This is a genomic window from Lactococcus sp. DD01 (assembly GCF_001578715.1).
GTDB lineage: Bacteria > Bacillota > Bacilli > Lactobacillales > Streptococcaceae > Lactococcus > Lactococcus petauri.
Genome location: NZ_KQ968939.1, coordinates 1359011 through 1376293, shown reverse-complemented (window position 1 = coordinate 1376293; position 17283 = coordinate 1359011). Strand labels below are relative to the sequence as shown.

The window sequence follows — 17283 nt, the reverse complement described above, 5'->3', positions numbered from 1 at the left end:
CCATGAAAAAAATATCAGTAATAGCTCTACTCCTTGTCAGCTTGCTTGGTTTATCTGGATGTGGAAATCAGCAAACCAATAAACAACCGCAAAAGGATTCCAGTACAGTGGCAGGTAAAAGCAAAGAAAGTACAGTAAAATCCGATACAGCAACATCAAAAAGTGATGCAAGTGTAGAGCAGTCTAAGTCAGAAAAAAACCAAGAATCAACAAGTAAGGATAATACCAGCACAGAGGCTTCTAAAGTGTCTCCAGATCCCCAAGCTCCAGAAGCAGACCATACGGTAAGAACTGAATCAGGCAGCACCACGGACTTAGGTCAAGCACGTATTGCACTTTATGAAGCAGGTATTGATTCCCATAGTATGACGGATGATGACATTTTAACTGTCTGGGAACGTTCAAAAGACAAGGAAGAATTTGTAAAAAATGTAAAAGAATATCTCGGACAATAATGTTGTTCAGAGCTAAAAATAGGCTTTATAGAGCGTTTTAAGAAGTACTTTACAGTAAATACAATAAAAATGTAGTGCTATTATAACTACCATTTTTATTGTATTGAATTATCATAAGGAAGAGGATTTGAGAGCTTGAAGAACTCTTTGAGGAGAAAAGAAAACAGTCAGTGAAGTCTGTCTTTTGATATGTTATAATCAAATAATGGGTAAAATAAAAAGCCTTAAGAGGCTAAAATTTATTCATGCCACTGAATGGAATCGAACCATCGACCTCCACCTTACCATGGTGTTGCTCTACCGACTGAGCTACAGCGGCTATATTATGCTTTCGCCCAGTCAGAGAGCAACAGATGAGGATTTGCTCTGCAAACCCTTATCCACCGATTGGAAGCAGTGCTTCCAACTCTACCGACTGAGCTACAGTGGCTTATAGTTAAACCATAATTATTTTAACAAAAATACGAATAAAAGTCTATAAGAATAATAGAAATGAGGACTTCAAAATAGCTAAAAAAAATCAACCTTTCTTTGTCAAGAATGTGGCTATAAATCAGTAAAAAAACTCGGACGTTGTCCCAATTGTGGCGCTTGGGGCTCCTTTGTAGAAGAAGTAGAAGTCCAAGAGGTAAAAAATCAGAGAGTAAGTTTGACAGGTGAGCACTCTAAACCCATGAAGTTAGATCAGGTTGAACTTTTTGAAACACCGCGCGTGGAAACCGACCTAGATGAGTTTAACCGAGTCCTTGGGGGCGGTGTCGTTCCAGGAAGTCTTGTCCTTATTGGGGGCGATCCAGGGATTGGTAAATCAACTCTACTGCTTCAAGTATCTACACAACTTGCTTCAAGAGGACGTGTCCTTTATGTGAGTGGGGAGGAATCAGCTCAACAAATTAAGCTGCGTGCTGAGCGTTTGGGCGACATTGATACAGATTTTTATCTGTATGCCGAAACCAATATGCAAAGTATCCGAAATGAAGTGGAACGTCTACAGCCAGATTTTCTTATTGTAGATTCGATTCAAACTATCATGACGCCTGAAATTCAGAGTACCCAGGGTTCAGTTAGTCAAGTGCGCGAGGTGACAGGAGAATTAATGCAGTTGGCCAAAACCAACGATATTGCGACTTTTATTGTCGGACATGTCACCAAGGAAGGGCAACTTGCAGGCCCACGTATGTTGGAACATATGGTTGATACCGTCTTGTATTTTGAGGGAGAACGCCAAAATACATTCCGAATTTTACGCGCGGTCAAAAACCGTTTTGGTTCAACAAATGAAATTGGAATTTTCGAGATGCAAGGCAGTGGTTTAGTGGAAGTAACCAACCCGAGTGAAGTCTTTCTGGAAGAACGTCTAGAGGGTTCTACCGGATCTGCTATCGTCTGTGCGTTAGAAGGTACTCGTCCGATATTGGTTGAAATTCAAGCTTTGACAACACCAACCATGTTTGGGAATGCCAAACGTACAACCTCCGGTTTAGACTTTAACCGTGTGAGTTTAATCATGGCAGTACTTGAAAAGCGTGCCGGTTTTCTTTTACAACAGCAAGATGCTTACTTGAAATCTGCAGGTGGGGTCAAGTTGGATGAACCAGCCATCGACTTGGCAGTCGCTGTGGCAATTGCTTCCAGCTATAAGGAAGAGCCAACAGATGCACGTGAATGCTTTATTGGCGAAATTGGCCTAACTGGAGAAATCCGACGTGTCACACGTATGGAGCAACGTCTCAATGAAGCAAGTAAATTAGGTTTCCAAAAAGTATATGCGCCTAAGAATAGCTTAGCAGGTGTAGATATTCCAGAAAATTTGCAAGTGATCGGCGTGACGACTTTATCTGAATGTTTGAAAAAAGTGTTTGGCTAAGAAAAAGCTTTGTGAGTCAAGATGTCATAATCGTAATGGGACAAACAAGTATCTTGTTATGATGTGTGATATAATTGACACAGAGCTTTTTAGTTATAAAAAATTGAGGCTATGTACAGAAAGGAAGTCTTATGCGTCGTTGGATAATTCATGTTCTCATGGGTATTGTGGGTGCTTCTTTAGGCATCACTACTCTCCCTTGGGTTTGGCACCTCTTTAGACAAGAGGGAAATGCTTTTAATCAGGAAATTGTAAATGGGTTAATTGGAGCAATTATTTTTGTTATTTTATCATTCTTTATGTCCAATTTGCTGATGCGAGCATTGAAAAAACTAGATCAAAAAATCACGAGAGTCAATCTTTCAAAAATGGTATTTAATTTTATTGGTGCTATTTTAGGTCTGACCGTAGGTGTGCTTTTAACGATTCCTCTCTCTTTACTTGGGGTACCAGTATTAAGCAACATCATTTCCTTTGTGCTGATTATTGGTCTGCTTTATCTTGGCTATACGGTCTTTGATAAGCGAGGAGATGAAATCTTTAAAATCGTTTTTCGTAAACGTAAAGAAGTCGCTGCAGTGGATAAGCCCGTGGTCAAAGAAGTCGTTACAGCTCAACATGCTATGATTTTGGATACAAGTTCGGTTATTGACGGACGTATTTTGGATGTATTAAAAACAGGTTTTATCAGTGATAAAGTAATTGTACCTAATTTTGTATTACTAGAGCTCCAGCTCATTTCAGATAGTGCTGATCCCTTGAAACGTGCCAAGGGTCGCCGTGGTTTGGATCTCGTAAATTCCTTAAAAGAATTTGACAATGTTGAAATTTCTAATAAAGACTATAAGGACATACGCGAGGTTGACACTAAACTGCTTCGCTATGCTAGCGAAATCGGTGCGAAGTTAGTCACAAACGATTTTAATCTCAACAAAGTAGCGGAGATCCAAGGCGTAATCGTCCTAAACATTAATGATCTTGCAAACGCCGTTAAGACACAACTGGTGGTTGGGGAGCAGATTGAAGTAACAATCATTCGTGAAGGTTCTGAACGTCAGCAAGGTGTAGCCTATCTACCAGATGGTACAATGATTGTCATTGAAGATACGGCCAAAATGATTGATAAAAAAGTGTTGGTTGAGGTTGCAAAAGTTCTGCAAACAAGTGCAGGACGTATGATTTTTGCTGAGCTTGTTCATCCAAAATAGTTAAACAAAAATAAGGAGAAACATGTACTTTAAGCGTTTTTTACAACTTTTTCTTATCTATGTACTAGCAGCACTTGTCCTTGTTGGTATTATTTCAACAAATTTTTTGCAAAATAAAAATCTGACTTTTATCCTAGCTTTACTTATCTCCTATGCAGTACTAACCTTGCCCTTGGTTCTTTTGACCGTGTTGAAAACCAATAAAAAAGCAACGAGTGTTGGTGCTCAAGGTCAAGGAGGTGAAGTACGACGTATATTGGGACTTCTTCCGGGTTACCTTGCTTTGAGTTGTTTAACAAAAGATGGGGGATCAGCAACGACGATTATGAGTTTTATCCAATCAGTCCATGAAGAAAATATATTTTACATGGTAGCTGATAAGCATGCCCGTAAAGTACAAAGCATTAAGGAAAATCCTGAGGTCTCTTTCACTACATGGTTTGATAGTTTAGAGAAGGGGGAGCGGTTATCCTCAAATAACGTGTATGCCGAAGTCTTAGAAGAAGCGGCAGCAAAAGAATGTGTTAAACAGGAACCTAATCTACTGAAGGTGCATGAAAATGCGGCAAATATGGCCATTATCAAACTTACGGTTAAATCATTGGTTCATGAAAACTTTAAAGAAGGTAGCCACATAATAGAATTTAATTGAAGTCTTTTTAGACTTCTTTTTTGTTACACAGATACAAAAAATACGTATAAGTTCCTAGTTGCAATAAAACTTTAGAAATGTTATTCTAATTATGAAGTCGGTTACATTTTCGCTTTTGTCGTATTATGGTTTCAAACAAAAAAGGGGAAAAGCCCCGAAGCATATATCTATATGGAGGATAATTTGATGAAAATAGGTGTTCCAACAGAGATCAAAAAACACGAATATCGTGTAGGACTTGCACCAGAATTTGCTGCAGCTTATGTTGCCGCTGGACATGATGTCTATATTCAAAAAGGGGCAGGTGAAGGCTCATCATATTCCGATGAACTTTACACAGCAGTTGGCTGTAATATCTTACCAACTGCCGAGGATATTTATGAAACAGCGGATATGATTATAAAGGTCAAAGAACCGCTTGAGCCAGAATATTCATTGATGCGTGAGGGACAAATATTTTATACCTATTTCCATTTAGCAGCAGATAAAGCATTGACAGAAGCTGTTTTAGATAAGAAAATTGTCGCGATTGCCTATGAAACCATCCGCGACCGTAACGGTGCACTGCCAGCGCTTAAACCCATGTCTGAAATTGCAGGGCGTTTATCAGTCCAAGAAGGTGCGAAATACTTGGAACGTCCTTTTGGGGGACGTGGTGTTCTTCTTGGAGGAGTGACTGGCGTTCTTCCAGCAAATGTTTTGGTACTTGGTGGTGCAGGAGTTGTTGGTCGTAATGCTGTCGCTATGGCTGTTGGGCTTCATGCTAATGTTACTGCAGTCGATGTGAATTTAGATGCCTTAACTGAGCTTGATAAGCTCTATCAAGGGCGTGTAAACACGGTTTACAGCACTGATCATACGGTAAAAGATCTGATTTCTAAAGCAGACTTAGTGATTGGAGCTGCGCTTATCCCTGGTGCAGCTACACCACAGCTTATTCGCCGTGAACATTTACCATTGATGAAAAAAGGTGCAGTTATTGTCGATGTGGCAATTGATCAAGGAGGAACTTGTGAAAGTTCTCATGTGACTTATCATGACAACCCTGTTTTTGAAGAAGAAGGTGTTATCCACTATTGTGTTGGTAATATGCCTGGTGCTGTTCCTGTAACTTCGACAGCAGCTTTAAATAATGCCACTCTCGCAAATGGTTTAGCTATAGCAAACAAAGGTTATAAAGAAGCCTTGAGAGCTAACTCAGGTCTGAAAGAGGGACTAAATGCAGACCATGGTAAGTTGACATGTAAACCTGTTGCTGATTTCTATAACATGGTTTACACAGACATTGATGAAGTTATAAGTAATTAAATAAAAAAGCGCTGCCTGAGCAGCGTTTTTTTATAGAGGAAGAACCATGTTGTACCATGTTTCTCCTGCAAGTTGTGAGTCAGAAATTCCTTTTGAAACGAATCCATAACGTTCGTAGTAAGGAATAAGGCTTTCTACACAAGTCAAGCTGATGCCTTGACGGCTTTCCTCAGCTGCAGCTTCTTTCATCAAATCCAGTAATGAAGTAGCAATACCAAGTCCTTGGTATTCACTATCTACAGCGAGGCTAACGATAATTTGAAAGCGGTCAGTCGGAAGACTTGCTTCTGTTTTTTCAAACATATCGTCTGTCAGATAACATTTATCAGAAGTTGGGCCCACAAGAATGCCGACCACTTTACCTTCTTCATTTCGAGCGACGAAAAAGCGCTCAGGAATGACTTGGATACGTTCTAACATTGAAGCGCGTGAGAGTACCTCATCCGCTGGGAAAGAAGTCTCTTCAATGTGCATCACATCATCAATGTCTGTGATTTTTGCTTTGTCATATGTAATTTTAGTCATATCTCTATTCTAACATGGTCCTCCTTGTCGAGTCAATGAAGCTTATGTTTCTTTAATTACAGTATGATTTTATAATGACTCACTGTTAGAAACATTGCTCATAATATGATAAAATAAAAAGGATCGAAACTAACAGGAGAAAATTATGTCTAATAACATTCGTGTGCGCTATGCGCCATCACCAACTGGGCTTTTACATATCGGTAATGCCCGTACTGCACTTTTTAACTATCTTTTTGCGCGTCATTATGATGGAGATTTCATCATTCGTATCGAAGATACAGACCGCGAACGTCATGTGGAAGATGGGGAACGTTCTCAACTTGAAAACTTACGTTGGTTGGGGATTGACTGGGATGAAAGTCCTGAAACACATGAAAACTATCGCCAATCTGAACGGTTGGAACTTTACCAAAAATATATTAATCAACTTTTGAGTGAAGGAAAGGCTTATTACTCTTACAAAACGCCAGAAGAGCTTGAAGCTGATCATGAAGCACAAGAAGCAGCAGGTGTTGCACCTCATTATGTCAATGAATATGCTGGGATGTCAGAGGCTGAGAAAGAAGCTTACATCGCTGAACGCAAAGCTGCAGGAATTACACCGGTTGTTCGTATTTCTGTAAATGAAACAGCCATTTATAAATGGACAGATATGGTTAAAGGCGATATCGAATTTGAAGGTGGGAACATCGGCGGTGATTGGGTTATTCAAAAGCGCGACGGTTACCCAACTTACAACTTTGCTGTAGTAGTGGACGACCATGACATGCAAATTTCACACGTTATTCGTGGAGATGACCACATTGCGAATACACCAAAACAGTTAATGGTTTATGAAGCTTTGGGCTGGGAAGCTCCTGTCTTTGGGCACATGACTTTAATTATTAACTCTGAAACAGGGAAAAAGTTGTCTAAACGTGATACCAATACGCTTCAATTTATCGAAGATTACCGTAAAAAAGGTTTCATGGCTGATGCTATTTTCAACTTTATCGCACTCTTAGGTTGGAACCCAGGCGGGGAACAAGAAAAATTCAGCCCGGAAGAACTTGTGAAACTTTTTGATGAAAAACGTTTGAGTAAATCTCCGGCAGCCTTTGACCAAAAGAAATTGGAATGGATGGACAACGAGTACATCAAGCATGCAGAGTTTGAGCCTGTCTTTGAATTGACAAAACCTTTCCTTGAAGAAGCTGGACGCTTTGATGAGCGTGCTGAAGAACTGGTTAAGCTCTACAAACCACAAATGAAATATGCTGAAGAAATTCTGGAGTTAACAGACCTCTTCTTTGGTGAATTCCCAGAACTCACAGACGAAGCCCGTCAAATGATGGAATTGGAAACTTCACCAGTTGCGGTAGGCGCTTTCCGCGCGAAACTTGAAAACTTAGAAGATTTTACTGCTGAAAACATCTTCCCGCTTTTCAAAGAAACGCAAAAAGAAACAGGAGTTAAAGGAAAAAATCTTTGGATGCCAATCCGTATAGCTGCTTCTGGTAGCATGCACGGTCCAGAATTACCTGAAACAATCGCTCTTTTAGGCAAAGAAAAAGTCCTTGAACATATGGCACAGTTTTTATAAAAAGCCACAAATAATAAACGCACGAGTTATAGCTCGTGCGTTTTTTGTATGAATGAAATTAACCGTTTGTTTTTTTGCGGATATTTTAAAGACGAGATGAGCTGGTCATAAGGGATGATTTCCACGGCTTGGTTGAGGAGTAAACGTCTATCAGCAACCAAGTTAGCCAGAGTCTGCATGATTTTTTGCCACTCTTCGGGACTGAGTTTAGCATTCCAATGCCGCAGATGAAAGATACCGATGTCAATAGGTAGTTCGGCTATTTTCCCCCAGTTGACCTGTTCGCCCGAAAGGAGCCCAAGAGCTTGAAACTTTCCACCCGATCGGACACAAGCAGCTAAATCTGTCCCATCCTGTCCACCGACACAATCAATGGCAGCATCTACTTCGAGATCAACCAAGTCTGTACGTAATTCCTGAGCACCGCGCTCCTTTAGGAGGTGGTGCTTTTTACTGTCGCGTGTAATAGCGATAAAGTCAAATCCCAGTATCTGTGAAAGCTGGGCAAATATTTGACCAATAGTAGAACCAGCAGCATTTACAGCAAGTTTTTGACCAGGTTTTAATGCAAGAACTTCTGTACATAGAAGCCAAGCTGTCAAAGGGTTGATGTAAAGCTGACTAGCGGAAATCAAATCAAGAGTATCAGGAACAAAAAATGCATGAGATATAGGGCATTTGACAAAAGTTTGCCAAGTCCCTTCCCCTTCCAAGGGTAAAACACGTTGACCGATAAGTTTGCGCGAAAGTGCGCAGCCAACATCTGCGACAAGACCAACCCCTTCATAGCCTGCAGTAGCAGGAAGGCTTATCCTGTGCGCATATGCACCGGTCATTGGGATTAAATCTGAAGGATTGACCGGAGCATAAAGCATTTTTACAAGAAGTTCTTGGGGCTGTAAACTTGGTTGACACTTTTCTTTAAGCCTTAAGACTTGATGAGGCAATCCATAGCTCTCGTAACTGAATGATGAGTACATGGCTTTATTATAGCAAACTTATAAATTCTAAGACACGGCTATCATTTTCCTTCAAAAATTGACCTCAGCGTAAAATTGCAGAAAGATTACAATAAAGTTTATTCGCTTCTTTTTAGTAATCAAAGAAAAAACTTTGACAAAAAGTAAACTTATGTTAAACTTAATGTGTATAATGTGTCTTTTAGGTTAAAAATGTGTAAAAATTATCCTATAGGCGTTGAGAAAATATTAAGAAGGAGTAAAGTTGGATGAAGAGTAAAAGACTCTACAAAGTCGTACGCTTACTTATGATCGTCTCTCTTGTGGTTCAAGCCTTGCTACCAGCATTAGCTATCGCAGAAACCATAGACAAGGAAGAAAAAAACGGTCGCACGACTTTGAACAAGGCGCAGTGGGAAGATGAAAAGGATCTTCAAACTGTTATTGTAGAAGGAAAGGTTGAAAAGGGTACTGCGGAAGATAATCAACCTGAAACCATCGTTTTGAAAGGCGCAGACTTTGAGAACGTCACAACAGAAGAAAAAATCTCCGGCCTCACAGACGGTAGCTATAAGTTGGAAGACAATAAAGTGCTTTTAAACTTAACGGAGCAGAGCGAGGGAAATTTCGCTTTGAAACTTCACGTTGTGAAAGATTCTTTAGTCAATGGCAAAGAGATTGAAGTCACTCTAGGGGATCAAGTGCTCACTCTTCCGATTAAGATTGAAGAAACAGATAAAGAAAAACCAACAGATGATGAGAAAACATCTGATAAGGAAGCCGAAACCAAACCTGAAAAGGAAACAAAGCCTGAACAAGAAAGCTCAACTTCTAAGAAGCAAGTTGGCAATATCGCAGATAAAGATCGCGGTTTACCCTTTGGGACAACACAAACTTTGGCTAATGGTGTTCCTTGGAACTTCGTAAAAGACAGTAAAGTGTCAGATCCTGACACAGATGCAGACATGGGCTTCTCTGATGTTCCTGGAAATCATGATGGACGTATCTGGACAGACAAAACAGTCCGTCATGATTTAGGAAGTTTGGAAGATGACCAGTTTGAGGTGACACTTTCAGCCTTGGCACAAAGTGCACCGAGACGTACCGGTTATCAAATCCCTGCGGATACGGTCTTTACTATTGACGTTTCGGGAAGTATGACTAGGGTTGATTCAGGTGAGCAACGTTCACGTATCGCCTTGCTCATCGATGCGCTTAATGAAGCCATCAGTATCCTACAAGAAGCTAATCCCCTCAACCGTGTCGCTGTTGTGGCTTACGGTGGTCGTGCAGGTGGTCATGCCCGTGTTCAAGATGTGTTGACACTGGGACGTTACAAGACAAATAACAACGGTGTCTTCTTCACTATGTCGAGCAGCACCCAAGTCAGTACTGTAGCAACTCCTGTAGAAGGTTCAGGGGTAGAAGCATCAACCCCTGCAGTTAAAGCAACAACCTTTGCCGTAAATGGTTCAACACCGACACAATGGGGAATTCTTCGCTCTAGTCAAATTCTGGAAAGTGTAGTAGACCAACAAGTTGCCGTTCCAGAAACAAATGAAGAGGGCAATGTAGAACGGGCCGTCCAGACTTCGCCGTTGACGAGCTAACGCCAGTTGAGCTTGGCCCAAATGGTAGCCTTCTCGGAGAACCTGGTGAATTTTAAGGAAATGGAAGCAACGGAGAGCAAGGTCTAGCTGTAATGACCGCCTTGACTGCCGCCTATCGTGGCAAAACAGTCCTTAATCACTACTTCCCAAATGGAAATGTTGCAGGTACTCCAGATGTAGACCAGCCTGCTGCTGATGTCGGTTTCTTTAGTATCTCCCTAGGGAAACAAACAGAGGCTGCTCAAAACTTGATCAGCGCAACTTTGAATCCTATCCCAGAGAACACAGAAAAGGTTGCTCCTAATATCTGGCAGGCCACAGGCATGGACTCGTATCCAGGAGCTCCAACCGCAGCGACTCCGACTATGAAAGACCTCTTTAATAACTTTGTTAATAATGGCTCAACTGGTAATTTCTCTGCACTATTTAGACGTTCTTGGAACAATTACCAATGGAGCAATACGGTTAACATCAGAAGTAGCGAGACTGCAGCACTGACATCAGAAGAAATCGCCTATGCGGATGAGTTTTTCAAGGCGGATGACTTACAAACCTTGCGCGAGGCTTTTCTCTCGATTACCAACAGCATTCAAGAAACAGGGAACGAATCAATCTTTGATGGAAATGGTGACGGATCAGACTTAGGTTCTGGCATGCTTGACTTCTCTGATGTCTTAGGCAAATACATGACCTTTGACGGATTGACCAGCATTGAGTTCCCTGCACCAGATGGTGGAACATTTACCTATGACATTGCAAATGTTGACGCACACAAAGCTGACTTTGTTAAAACATTGACAGCTCAAATCCGTCAAGTTGATGGTGTTACCCCTATTGATGCTACAACAGCAGAAGCTATACTGGCTAACCGCCCTGACGGTGTCATTACTTACTACTCAGATGATCATGGCCGCTTTGTCGGTCTTACTGATCCAGGGGATGCAGCGACAAAAGTACAACTTTACCCTGTCTGGGGAGGCATCCAAAACCAAGTTGACCCAGCAGCAAACAATGTCAGCGGACTCCTCTTTAGCGTACATACGGCGCTCAGAGATATTACTTTCACCTCAGACTATGGTTCAATCGAGCATGTGTCAGGTTACAGAAAACTCGAGGCCAAGGATCAGTTTGTGCATTGGAGCATTCCTGCCAATCTTATCCCTGAACGTACCGTTCAGCAAACAGAAGATGGCACGCTCAGCATCACCGGGAATACTTCGCCTATCCGTGCAAGATTCAATGTCGGTTTAGATGAACCCAGATTAGAAGAAGACTTCAGAGCAGGCGTAAATGTGCCAACAAACTTCTTCTCCAACTACTGGGATAACGAGGCGAACAGCTCTTTTGCAACATTTGAGCCAGCCAATGAAAATCCTTTCTATCATCTTGACGGTGCAAGAATTGTGCCGAAAGCACAAAACCCTACAGGCACAAAACCTTATGTCAGCAAACAAATCGTAGAAGCTGACCAAACAGGAGATGCAGATGAACGTATCGTGACCAATCTCTTGGGGAATAACGGTACATTTGCCCTCGAATATTATGGACAAATTCGACTGGAAAAAGAATTCATCTTTCTTGATGAAAACGGCAACCGCGTGAATACTGCTGGTGAAATACCTGATAGCGTTACACTCCAACCGCTGACCTTTACCATCACAGGTCCAAGAGATTTCAAGCAGACGGTTACTTTTGCCCCAGATAAGTTTGAGTTGGTAAATGGCAAATGGCAATTTGACTTGCCAGCAGATCTTCCAGCAGGAGTTTACACGGTAAAAGAAGCAGGTGGAGATGTTGAAGCGAGCGTTCCAGGCTATACACATATGCCGGGAGAGTTTGACCAAACTGTTACAGTAACACCGGGTGGTACAGGCACAGCCAGCTTTGTCAATGTTTACGTGTCACCTGCCCTGGGTTCACCATCTTTACGTATCATGAAATTCTTCCATGGATTGCCAGAGGGAGTTTATCCGGAAGACTTTGAAATTCTTATCCAAGGACCGCATGCGGTTGAGGGAGTTCCAGTAAACCCACAACCAGAGCTTTCTGATGTATGGACACTTAATCCAGACACTAACCGTTATGAAGCACGTGTGAGTTTAGAAGAAGCTATTGCCGGAACATCCTTCATCGGTGTAGCCAAAGGGACTTATACAATCACAGAGAACAATGCGGATGCTATGCAAAACACAGGCTATATCCTCTCCAACAGCGCTTGGGCTTATCGCCAACTTGGTGAAGGAAATCCAGATAACTTTGGTAGCGGACAAGGATTAGAACCTGTAGATGTGACGATTGGAGAGATAGATGATGTGAGCTTTAGGTTTGATAATATCTATCAAAAGTTGGGCTCATTGGATTTGACAAAAAACTTTGAAAATATCCCGCTTGATCGTATTCCGGAGAACTTCGAAATTGTTGTGACTAACGACGATACTGGTGACGAAGTAGGAAAACTAACTAAAACAGATATTCTTAGTGGCCAAAAGACAATTCATGCAGATGAGCTACCACCAGGTTCTTACACTATCACAGAAGCTAACTTCAAGATTGACGGTTGGGACCATATAGGTACAGCCAATATTGATGGGGCAATGCAACTTGGTACGGGTGATCCCATCAAGTATCATTTCGATATTCCCGGACTCATAGGTAATAGTGATGTTGTGGTGAATATGTATAACATTTACTCGACAACGGCTATAACGCCACCGATTCCTCCCGTTTATCCGCTCCAAATGACCAAGGTGGACCAGTACGACAACCATGTCGCTGGTGCAGAGTTTGATCTGGAAGTCTTCGATACCTCATTAAATGGAGGTGCAGGTGATTGGAGAATCCTTGTCAAAGGTCTTCAGTCAAATAGTGATGGTTTAGTATGTTATGAGGTCACTGAACCAGGACGCTATCGTTTCCATGAAACGCAAGCTCCTGGAGGTTACCAACTCCCAGAGAATCCTTATAGCGAGGAGCGAGAAGTGGTTGATGGGAACACAGAAACTCTTTACTTTGATGATATGGTCAACATACTTACTGCCCGTATCCAACTACACAAGACAGATGTAGAGGGAGAAGGCTTAGCCGGTGCCGTTTTCAAGGTCGAATATAGAGCAACCGAGACTGATAACTGGTCACTTTACATGGACAATATGACAACTGGGGCCGGTGGCTATCTTGGTATTAATGTTGTAAACGACGGTTACTATCGTTTCATCGAAACGCAAGCACCAGATGGTTTTGTCTTAGATAATACACCACGTGAAGTTCATGTTAATGCAGGAGATACAGGAGATACCATCTTTAATGTTGATGGTGTGGTTAACCGACCATACGCAAGCATTCAACTGCGTAAGACAGATATGGAAGGTCAAAACCTCGCAGGTGCGGTCTTCAAGGTTGAATTCAGTGAAAACGAAAATGGACCTTGGGAAACTGTTGCAGAAAACTTAACTTCTGGTGATGATGGTCTTGTCAAGCTTGAAGATATCGAAAAAGACGGTTTCTACCGCTTTATTGAAACAGAAGCACCAGACGGCTTTGTCTTAGACAGCGAACCACGTCAAGTCCATGTAACCGCAGGTGTAGGCGGACAAGTCCTCTTCTCTGCTGGCGATATGGCAAACCGACCAATCGCAAGTATTCAACTGCGTAAGACCGATGCAGAGGGTCAAAACCTCGCAGGCGCCGTCTTCAAGGTTGAGTTCAGTACAGACGGCAATGAACCTTGGGAAACTGTTGCGGAAGACTTAACTTCTGGCGATGACGGTCTTGTCAAACTTGATGTTGAAAAAGACGGCTACTATCGTTTTGTTGAAACGCAAGCGCCATCCGGCTTTGTCACCGATGGTAGCCCACGCCAAGTTTATGTTAATGTTGGCGAGACAGGGGAAACAAGCTTTGATGCTGGAACGATGATTAACCATGAGAAAGAAGCACCTATTTCACGTATCCAACTGCGTAAGACAGATGAAGCCGGTCAAAATCTAGCAGGTGCCGTCTTCAAGGTTGAATACAGTGAAAACGTGGATGGTCCATGGGAAACTTACAGAGAAGATTTAGAATCTAAAGCAGATGGTCTTGTGAGTACTGATGTAGACAAAGCAGGTTTCTACCGCTTTATCGAAACAGAAGCACCAGACGGCTTTATCTTAGATAGTGAGCCACGTCAAGTGCCACAAGAGGTAACAATGGGAGGCGAAGAACAAGGCTTCTTCAATGCTGGAACGATGGAAAATAAACCAGTCGATCCAGAAACTCCAATGCCCCCAACACCGCCAACTCGACACTATGCTATCCAACTTCTGAAAGTTAATGAACAAGATAATCCACTCCAAGGTGCTGTCTTTAAGGTAGAAACCGAAGATGGAGAAATTGTAGCACAAAATGTGAAGTCAAACGCAGACGGATTGGTAACAGTTACTGTACCTGGTCCAGGTAAATACCGCTTTGTCGAAATCCAAGCGCCATCCGGCTACAAGCTAGATAAGACACCGCAATATGTCACTATTGCAGAAGAAGATAGCTCAGGTGTCTTTGCTGCCGGTAAGTTGGTTAATAAACCAAAACCACGTCTTCCGATTGTCGGAGATAACTTAAGGCTATGGCTCTTGACTTCTGGTCTAATCTTCCTTCTTGGTGCAGGTTTTGTATTATACAAGAAGAAAAAAGTAAAATTTAAGAAAGTCTTTGAAGCAAGGGATTTCCTAAAACAAAAAAATACTCAAGTTATTTAAACTTGAGTATTTTTCTTTTATTTGTTGCTTACAGGAAGAATAATCTTAGACGAACCAAGGTCTACTTCATAAGTCATCTCACGATTATCTCGCACGGTATGTTCGAAGTCTGTACTGTAAAGCAAGAGACGGAGCTTGTCACCTTTTTCCAGCTGATGAATCGTCGGCTGGAGTTTAAGATTTACGGCCAGCCACTCGTTTTCCTCGACAGGACTGATTGTAAGCAAATCCTCACGGTTTTGCAGATTGAGGAAGCCTTTAGTCATAAGTTGATAAGGACTCTCCACCAGAGGGATTTCCATCAGATTTTCCAGCATAAAATTACGGCCACGGTCCAGAGTTTTCAAGTCCAGAAGTTGTGCGTTTTCTGAGAGACGTTTCTTGTTACCAAAGTCAAGAAGTTGCGCAGAGAGAAGGGCTTTACTGTCATTGACTTTGATTTTGAGGCTCAGCTCGACTTGACCGTTCACCATCATGTTTTCTGCTACTTCTAAGTCAACCACAGCTGCTTGAGCTTTGCCTTCATACAAATCTTTTTTGAAAGTATGGAAATCTTTGCTGTAAGCCTTAAAAATCTCTTCATCGTAATGATTGTCAAATTTTAGGATAGAAGCTGCTATTTTGGCAAGTGGCAATTTAACCGTTTCTGCACTGCCCCAATCGGCTACCCCTGTCCAACTTTGGGCTTTGCCATTTTCTTGTAAAACAAGAGGAGGTAAGTTCAAAGTCAATTTGCGATCTAAGAGCTTAGCGGTGAAATAACTGTTGATGGTTTCGCTAAAGTCGATGGATTGCCAATTGTTCATATAAATATGGGCGCCGCGGTGTAAGAAGGCGTGTTTAACCGTTTCTTTTGGCAGAGCTTGCCAAAAATGGTAGGCTTGATCTGGTGTAACATTCCAGTCTTGTAAACCATGCACAATCAAAACATCTGCCTTAGTATTTTTTGCCTGTGGCAAATAGTTTCTATCGTGCCAATATTGGTTATAATCGCCGGTGGAGCGCTCAAGAGACTCAAGCATTTGAGAAAGGTGAGCTTCATATTGCGTATTATGCGCAAGGAAGTCAGCACCTTGAAGATTACGCGAATAAGTCAATGCTGCTAAAACATCTAAATCTTCACCGGGATAGCCGCCTGGTGAGCGGACCAAGCCATTTTCACGGTAATAAGAGTACCAAGAGGTAATACCGGCTTCAGCTAAAATCACTTCTAGACCATCAATGCCGGTAGTTGCTGCACCATAAGCCATTGTACCCAAGTAGGATTTACCAGTCATCGCGACTTTGCCGTTGGCCCAATCTGCAGTCACTTCTTGTGTTTTCTTGCGGGAAGTGAAAGCACGCGCTCGACCATTGAGCCAGTCAATTGCAGCAGTCATACTATAAATTTGTTGGTAATCACCTGAAGTTTGGAAACCATCTGAATCTAAAGTTCCGACACCGGCAACATAGAGTGAGGCAAAACCACGCGCTAAGAAATAATCGTTCAGTGAATAAGTCCAACCGTGCGTGAACTTTTGAGTGGCTGTTTCAGGAGTAGCTTCTAGAGCAGGTTCTTTTTCGTAGTCTGGAAGAGTAGGAAGTTGTGTTGTAACCTTGATTTTTCCAGGCGCTTTTTCTTCTAAAGATACATTCATGTCGTGCAATTGTTTGTCATTGGCGATTTCATTTATCCCCAGATGGTAAGGACTTGCGGTCATGACTGCTGGCAATTGCCCCTCGAATACGGGACGAATAATCTGTACTTTAATCAAATCATTTTTTCCAGTACGATAAGTATCGACTTTAGATTCGACCCAGACTGTTTCCCGTATCAGATTTGCAGTATCAAAAGTAGCGAGCGATTTGTCATTGAAAAAATGGTAGGTATTGCTTAAAGGAAGCAAACCTTCAGATACCCAATGTTCAACCAATGTCATCCCGTTTTTGCGACGACTACAAAGAAGGAGGTAAAGCGCGCTGATGAGGTTTTCACTGTGGAGTGCTTCCTCATCGATCATCGGTAGATTTACAGATTTTGCAAAAGCTTCTGCTTGGTCCACTTGAAACTCAAAATTAGGTACAAATCCCAACAATTGCAAACTCACCGTCCAAAAGATATTCCATGTGAGTGCTTCATCTGAAGTTAGGAATTCTTGGAAAGAGGCTGTCGGTGTCGCTTGAATGCTTTCACTGTCGACAGGTGCAACCATTAAAAAGTTTTTAAGGATTTTCTTTTCTTCCCAAAAAACAGACCAAGTAAAGCCGAGATGATCCAGCTCAATAAGCTGTTCATCAAAGGTTTTTTCAACGATGGAAAAGTGATTAAATTTCATGCAATATCTTCCTTTCGATACACTATTATAGCCATTATATCAGAAAAGAGCCTTTGCTGCTTTGGC

8 protein-coding genes, 1 tRNA gene and 2 pseudogenes are annotated in these 17283 nt (G+C 41.9%); 7 read left to right on the top strand and 4 right to left on the bottom strand.

What is annotated here, in order from left to right; genetic code table 11:
• The first annotated feature begins 2 nt into the window (after positions 1–2).
• Positions 3–455 carry a hypothetical protein gene (locus LACDD01_RS06590; protein WP_019335985.1) on the top strand — a complete coding sequence of 151 codons (453 nt, stop codon included), beginning with the start codon at positions 3–5 and terminating at the stop codon, positions 453–455.
• 246 nt (positions 456–701) lie between these two features.
• Here LACDD01_RS06590 and LACDD01_RS06585 read toward each other — a convergent pair.
• Positions 702–774, bottom strand: a tRNA-Thr gene (locus LACDD01_RS06585).
• A 195-nt stretch (positions 775–969) separates the two neighbouring features.
• Between LACDD01_RS06585 and radA the strand changes: the two are divergent.
• The 4 genes and pseudogenes from radA to ald form a co-directional block, all read left to right on the top strand.
• A pseudogene (gene radA / locus LACDD01_RS06580) lies at positions 970–2322 on the top strand (DNA repair protein RadA); the annotation flags it as partial.
• A 131-nt stretch (positions 2323–2453) separates the two neighbouring features.
• The gene (locus LACDD01_RS06575) at positions 2454–3530 is read left to right on the top strand and encodes a PIN/TRAM domain-containing protein (RefSeq protein WP_019291422.1); all 1077 of its coding nucleotides are present in this window, start codon (positions 2454–2456) and stop codon (positions 3528–3530) included.
• A gap of 22 nt (positions 3531–3552) precedes the next feature.
• The gene (locus LACDD01_RS06570) at positions 3553–4182 is read left to right on the top strand and encodes a pyridoxamine 5'-phosphate oxidase family protein (protein ID WP_019292996.1); all 630 of its coding nucleotides are present in this window, start codon (positions 3553–3555) and stop codon (positions 4180–4182) included.
• Between the two features lie 186 nt (positions 4183–4368).
• Positions 4369–5490, top strand: coding sequence for an alanine dehydrogenase (ald, locus tag LACDD01_RS06565; protein ID WP_019291420.1), 1122 nt, complete (start codon positions 4369–4371; stop codon positions 5488–5490).
• Positions 5491–5520: 30 nt separating this feature from the next.
• Here ald and LACDD01_RS06560 read toward each other — a convergent pair whose 3' ends face one another.
• Entirely contained in the window at positions 5521–6015 is a 495-nt protein-coding gene (locus LACDD01_RS06560) for a GNAT family N-acetyltransferase (protein WP_019291419.1), read from the bottom strand.
• Between the two features lie 145 nt (positions 6016–6160).
• Here LACDD01_RS06560 and gltX point away from each other — a divergent pair, with 145 nt between their 5' ends.
• Positions 6161–7600, top strand: coding sequence for a glutamate--tRNA ligase (gltX, locus tag LACDD01_RS06555; RefSeq protein WP_019292995.1), 1440 nt, complete (start codon positions 6161–6163; stop codon positions 7598–7600).
• A gap of 26 nt (positions 7601–7626) precedes the next feature.
• Here gltX and LACDD01_RS06550 read toward each other — a convergent pair whose 3' ends face one another.
• On the bottom strand, positions 7627–8580 hold the full coding sequence (locus LACDD01_RS06550) for a zinc-dependent alcohol dehydrogenase family protein (RefSeq protein ID WP_061413867.1): 954 nt from the start codon (positions 8578–8580) through the stop codon (positions 7627–7629).
• Between the two features lie 248 nt (positions 8581–8828).
• Between LACDD01_RS06550 and LACDD01_RS12045 the strand changes: the two are divergent.
• A pseudogene (locus LACDD01_RS12045) lies at positions 8829–14902 on the top strand (SpaA isopeptide-forming pilin-related protein).
• A 17-nt stretch (positions 14903–14919) separates the two neighbouring features.
• Here LACDD01_RS12045 and LACDD01_RS06535 read toward each other — a convergent pair.
• Positions 14920–17217, bottom strand: a complete 2298-nt coding sequence (locus LACDD01_RS06535) for a Xaa-Pro dipeptidyl-peptidase (protein ID WP_061413862.1) — start codon at positions 17215–17217, stop codon at positions 14920–14922.
• Positions 17218–17283: the final 66 nt, after the last annotated feature.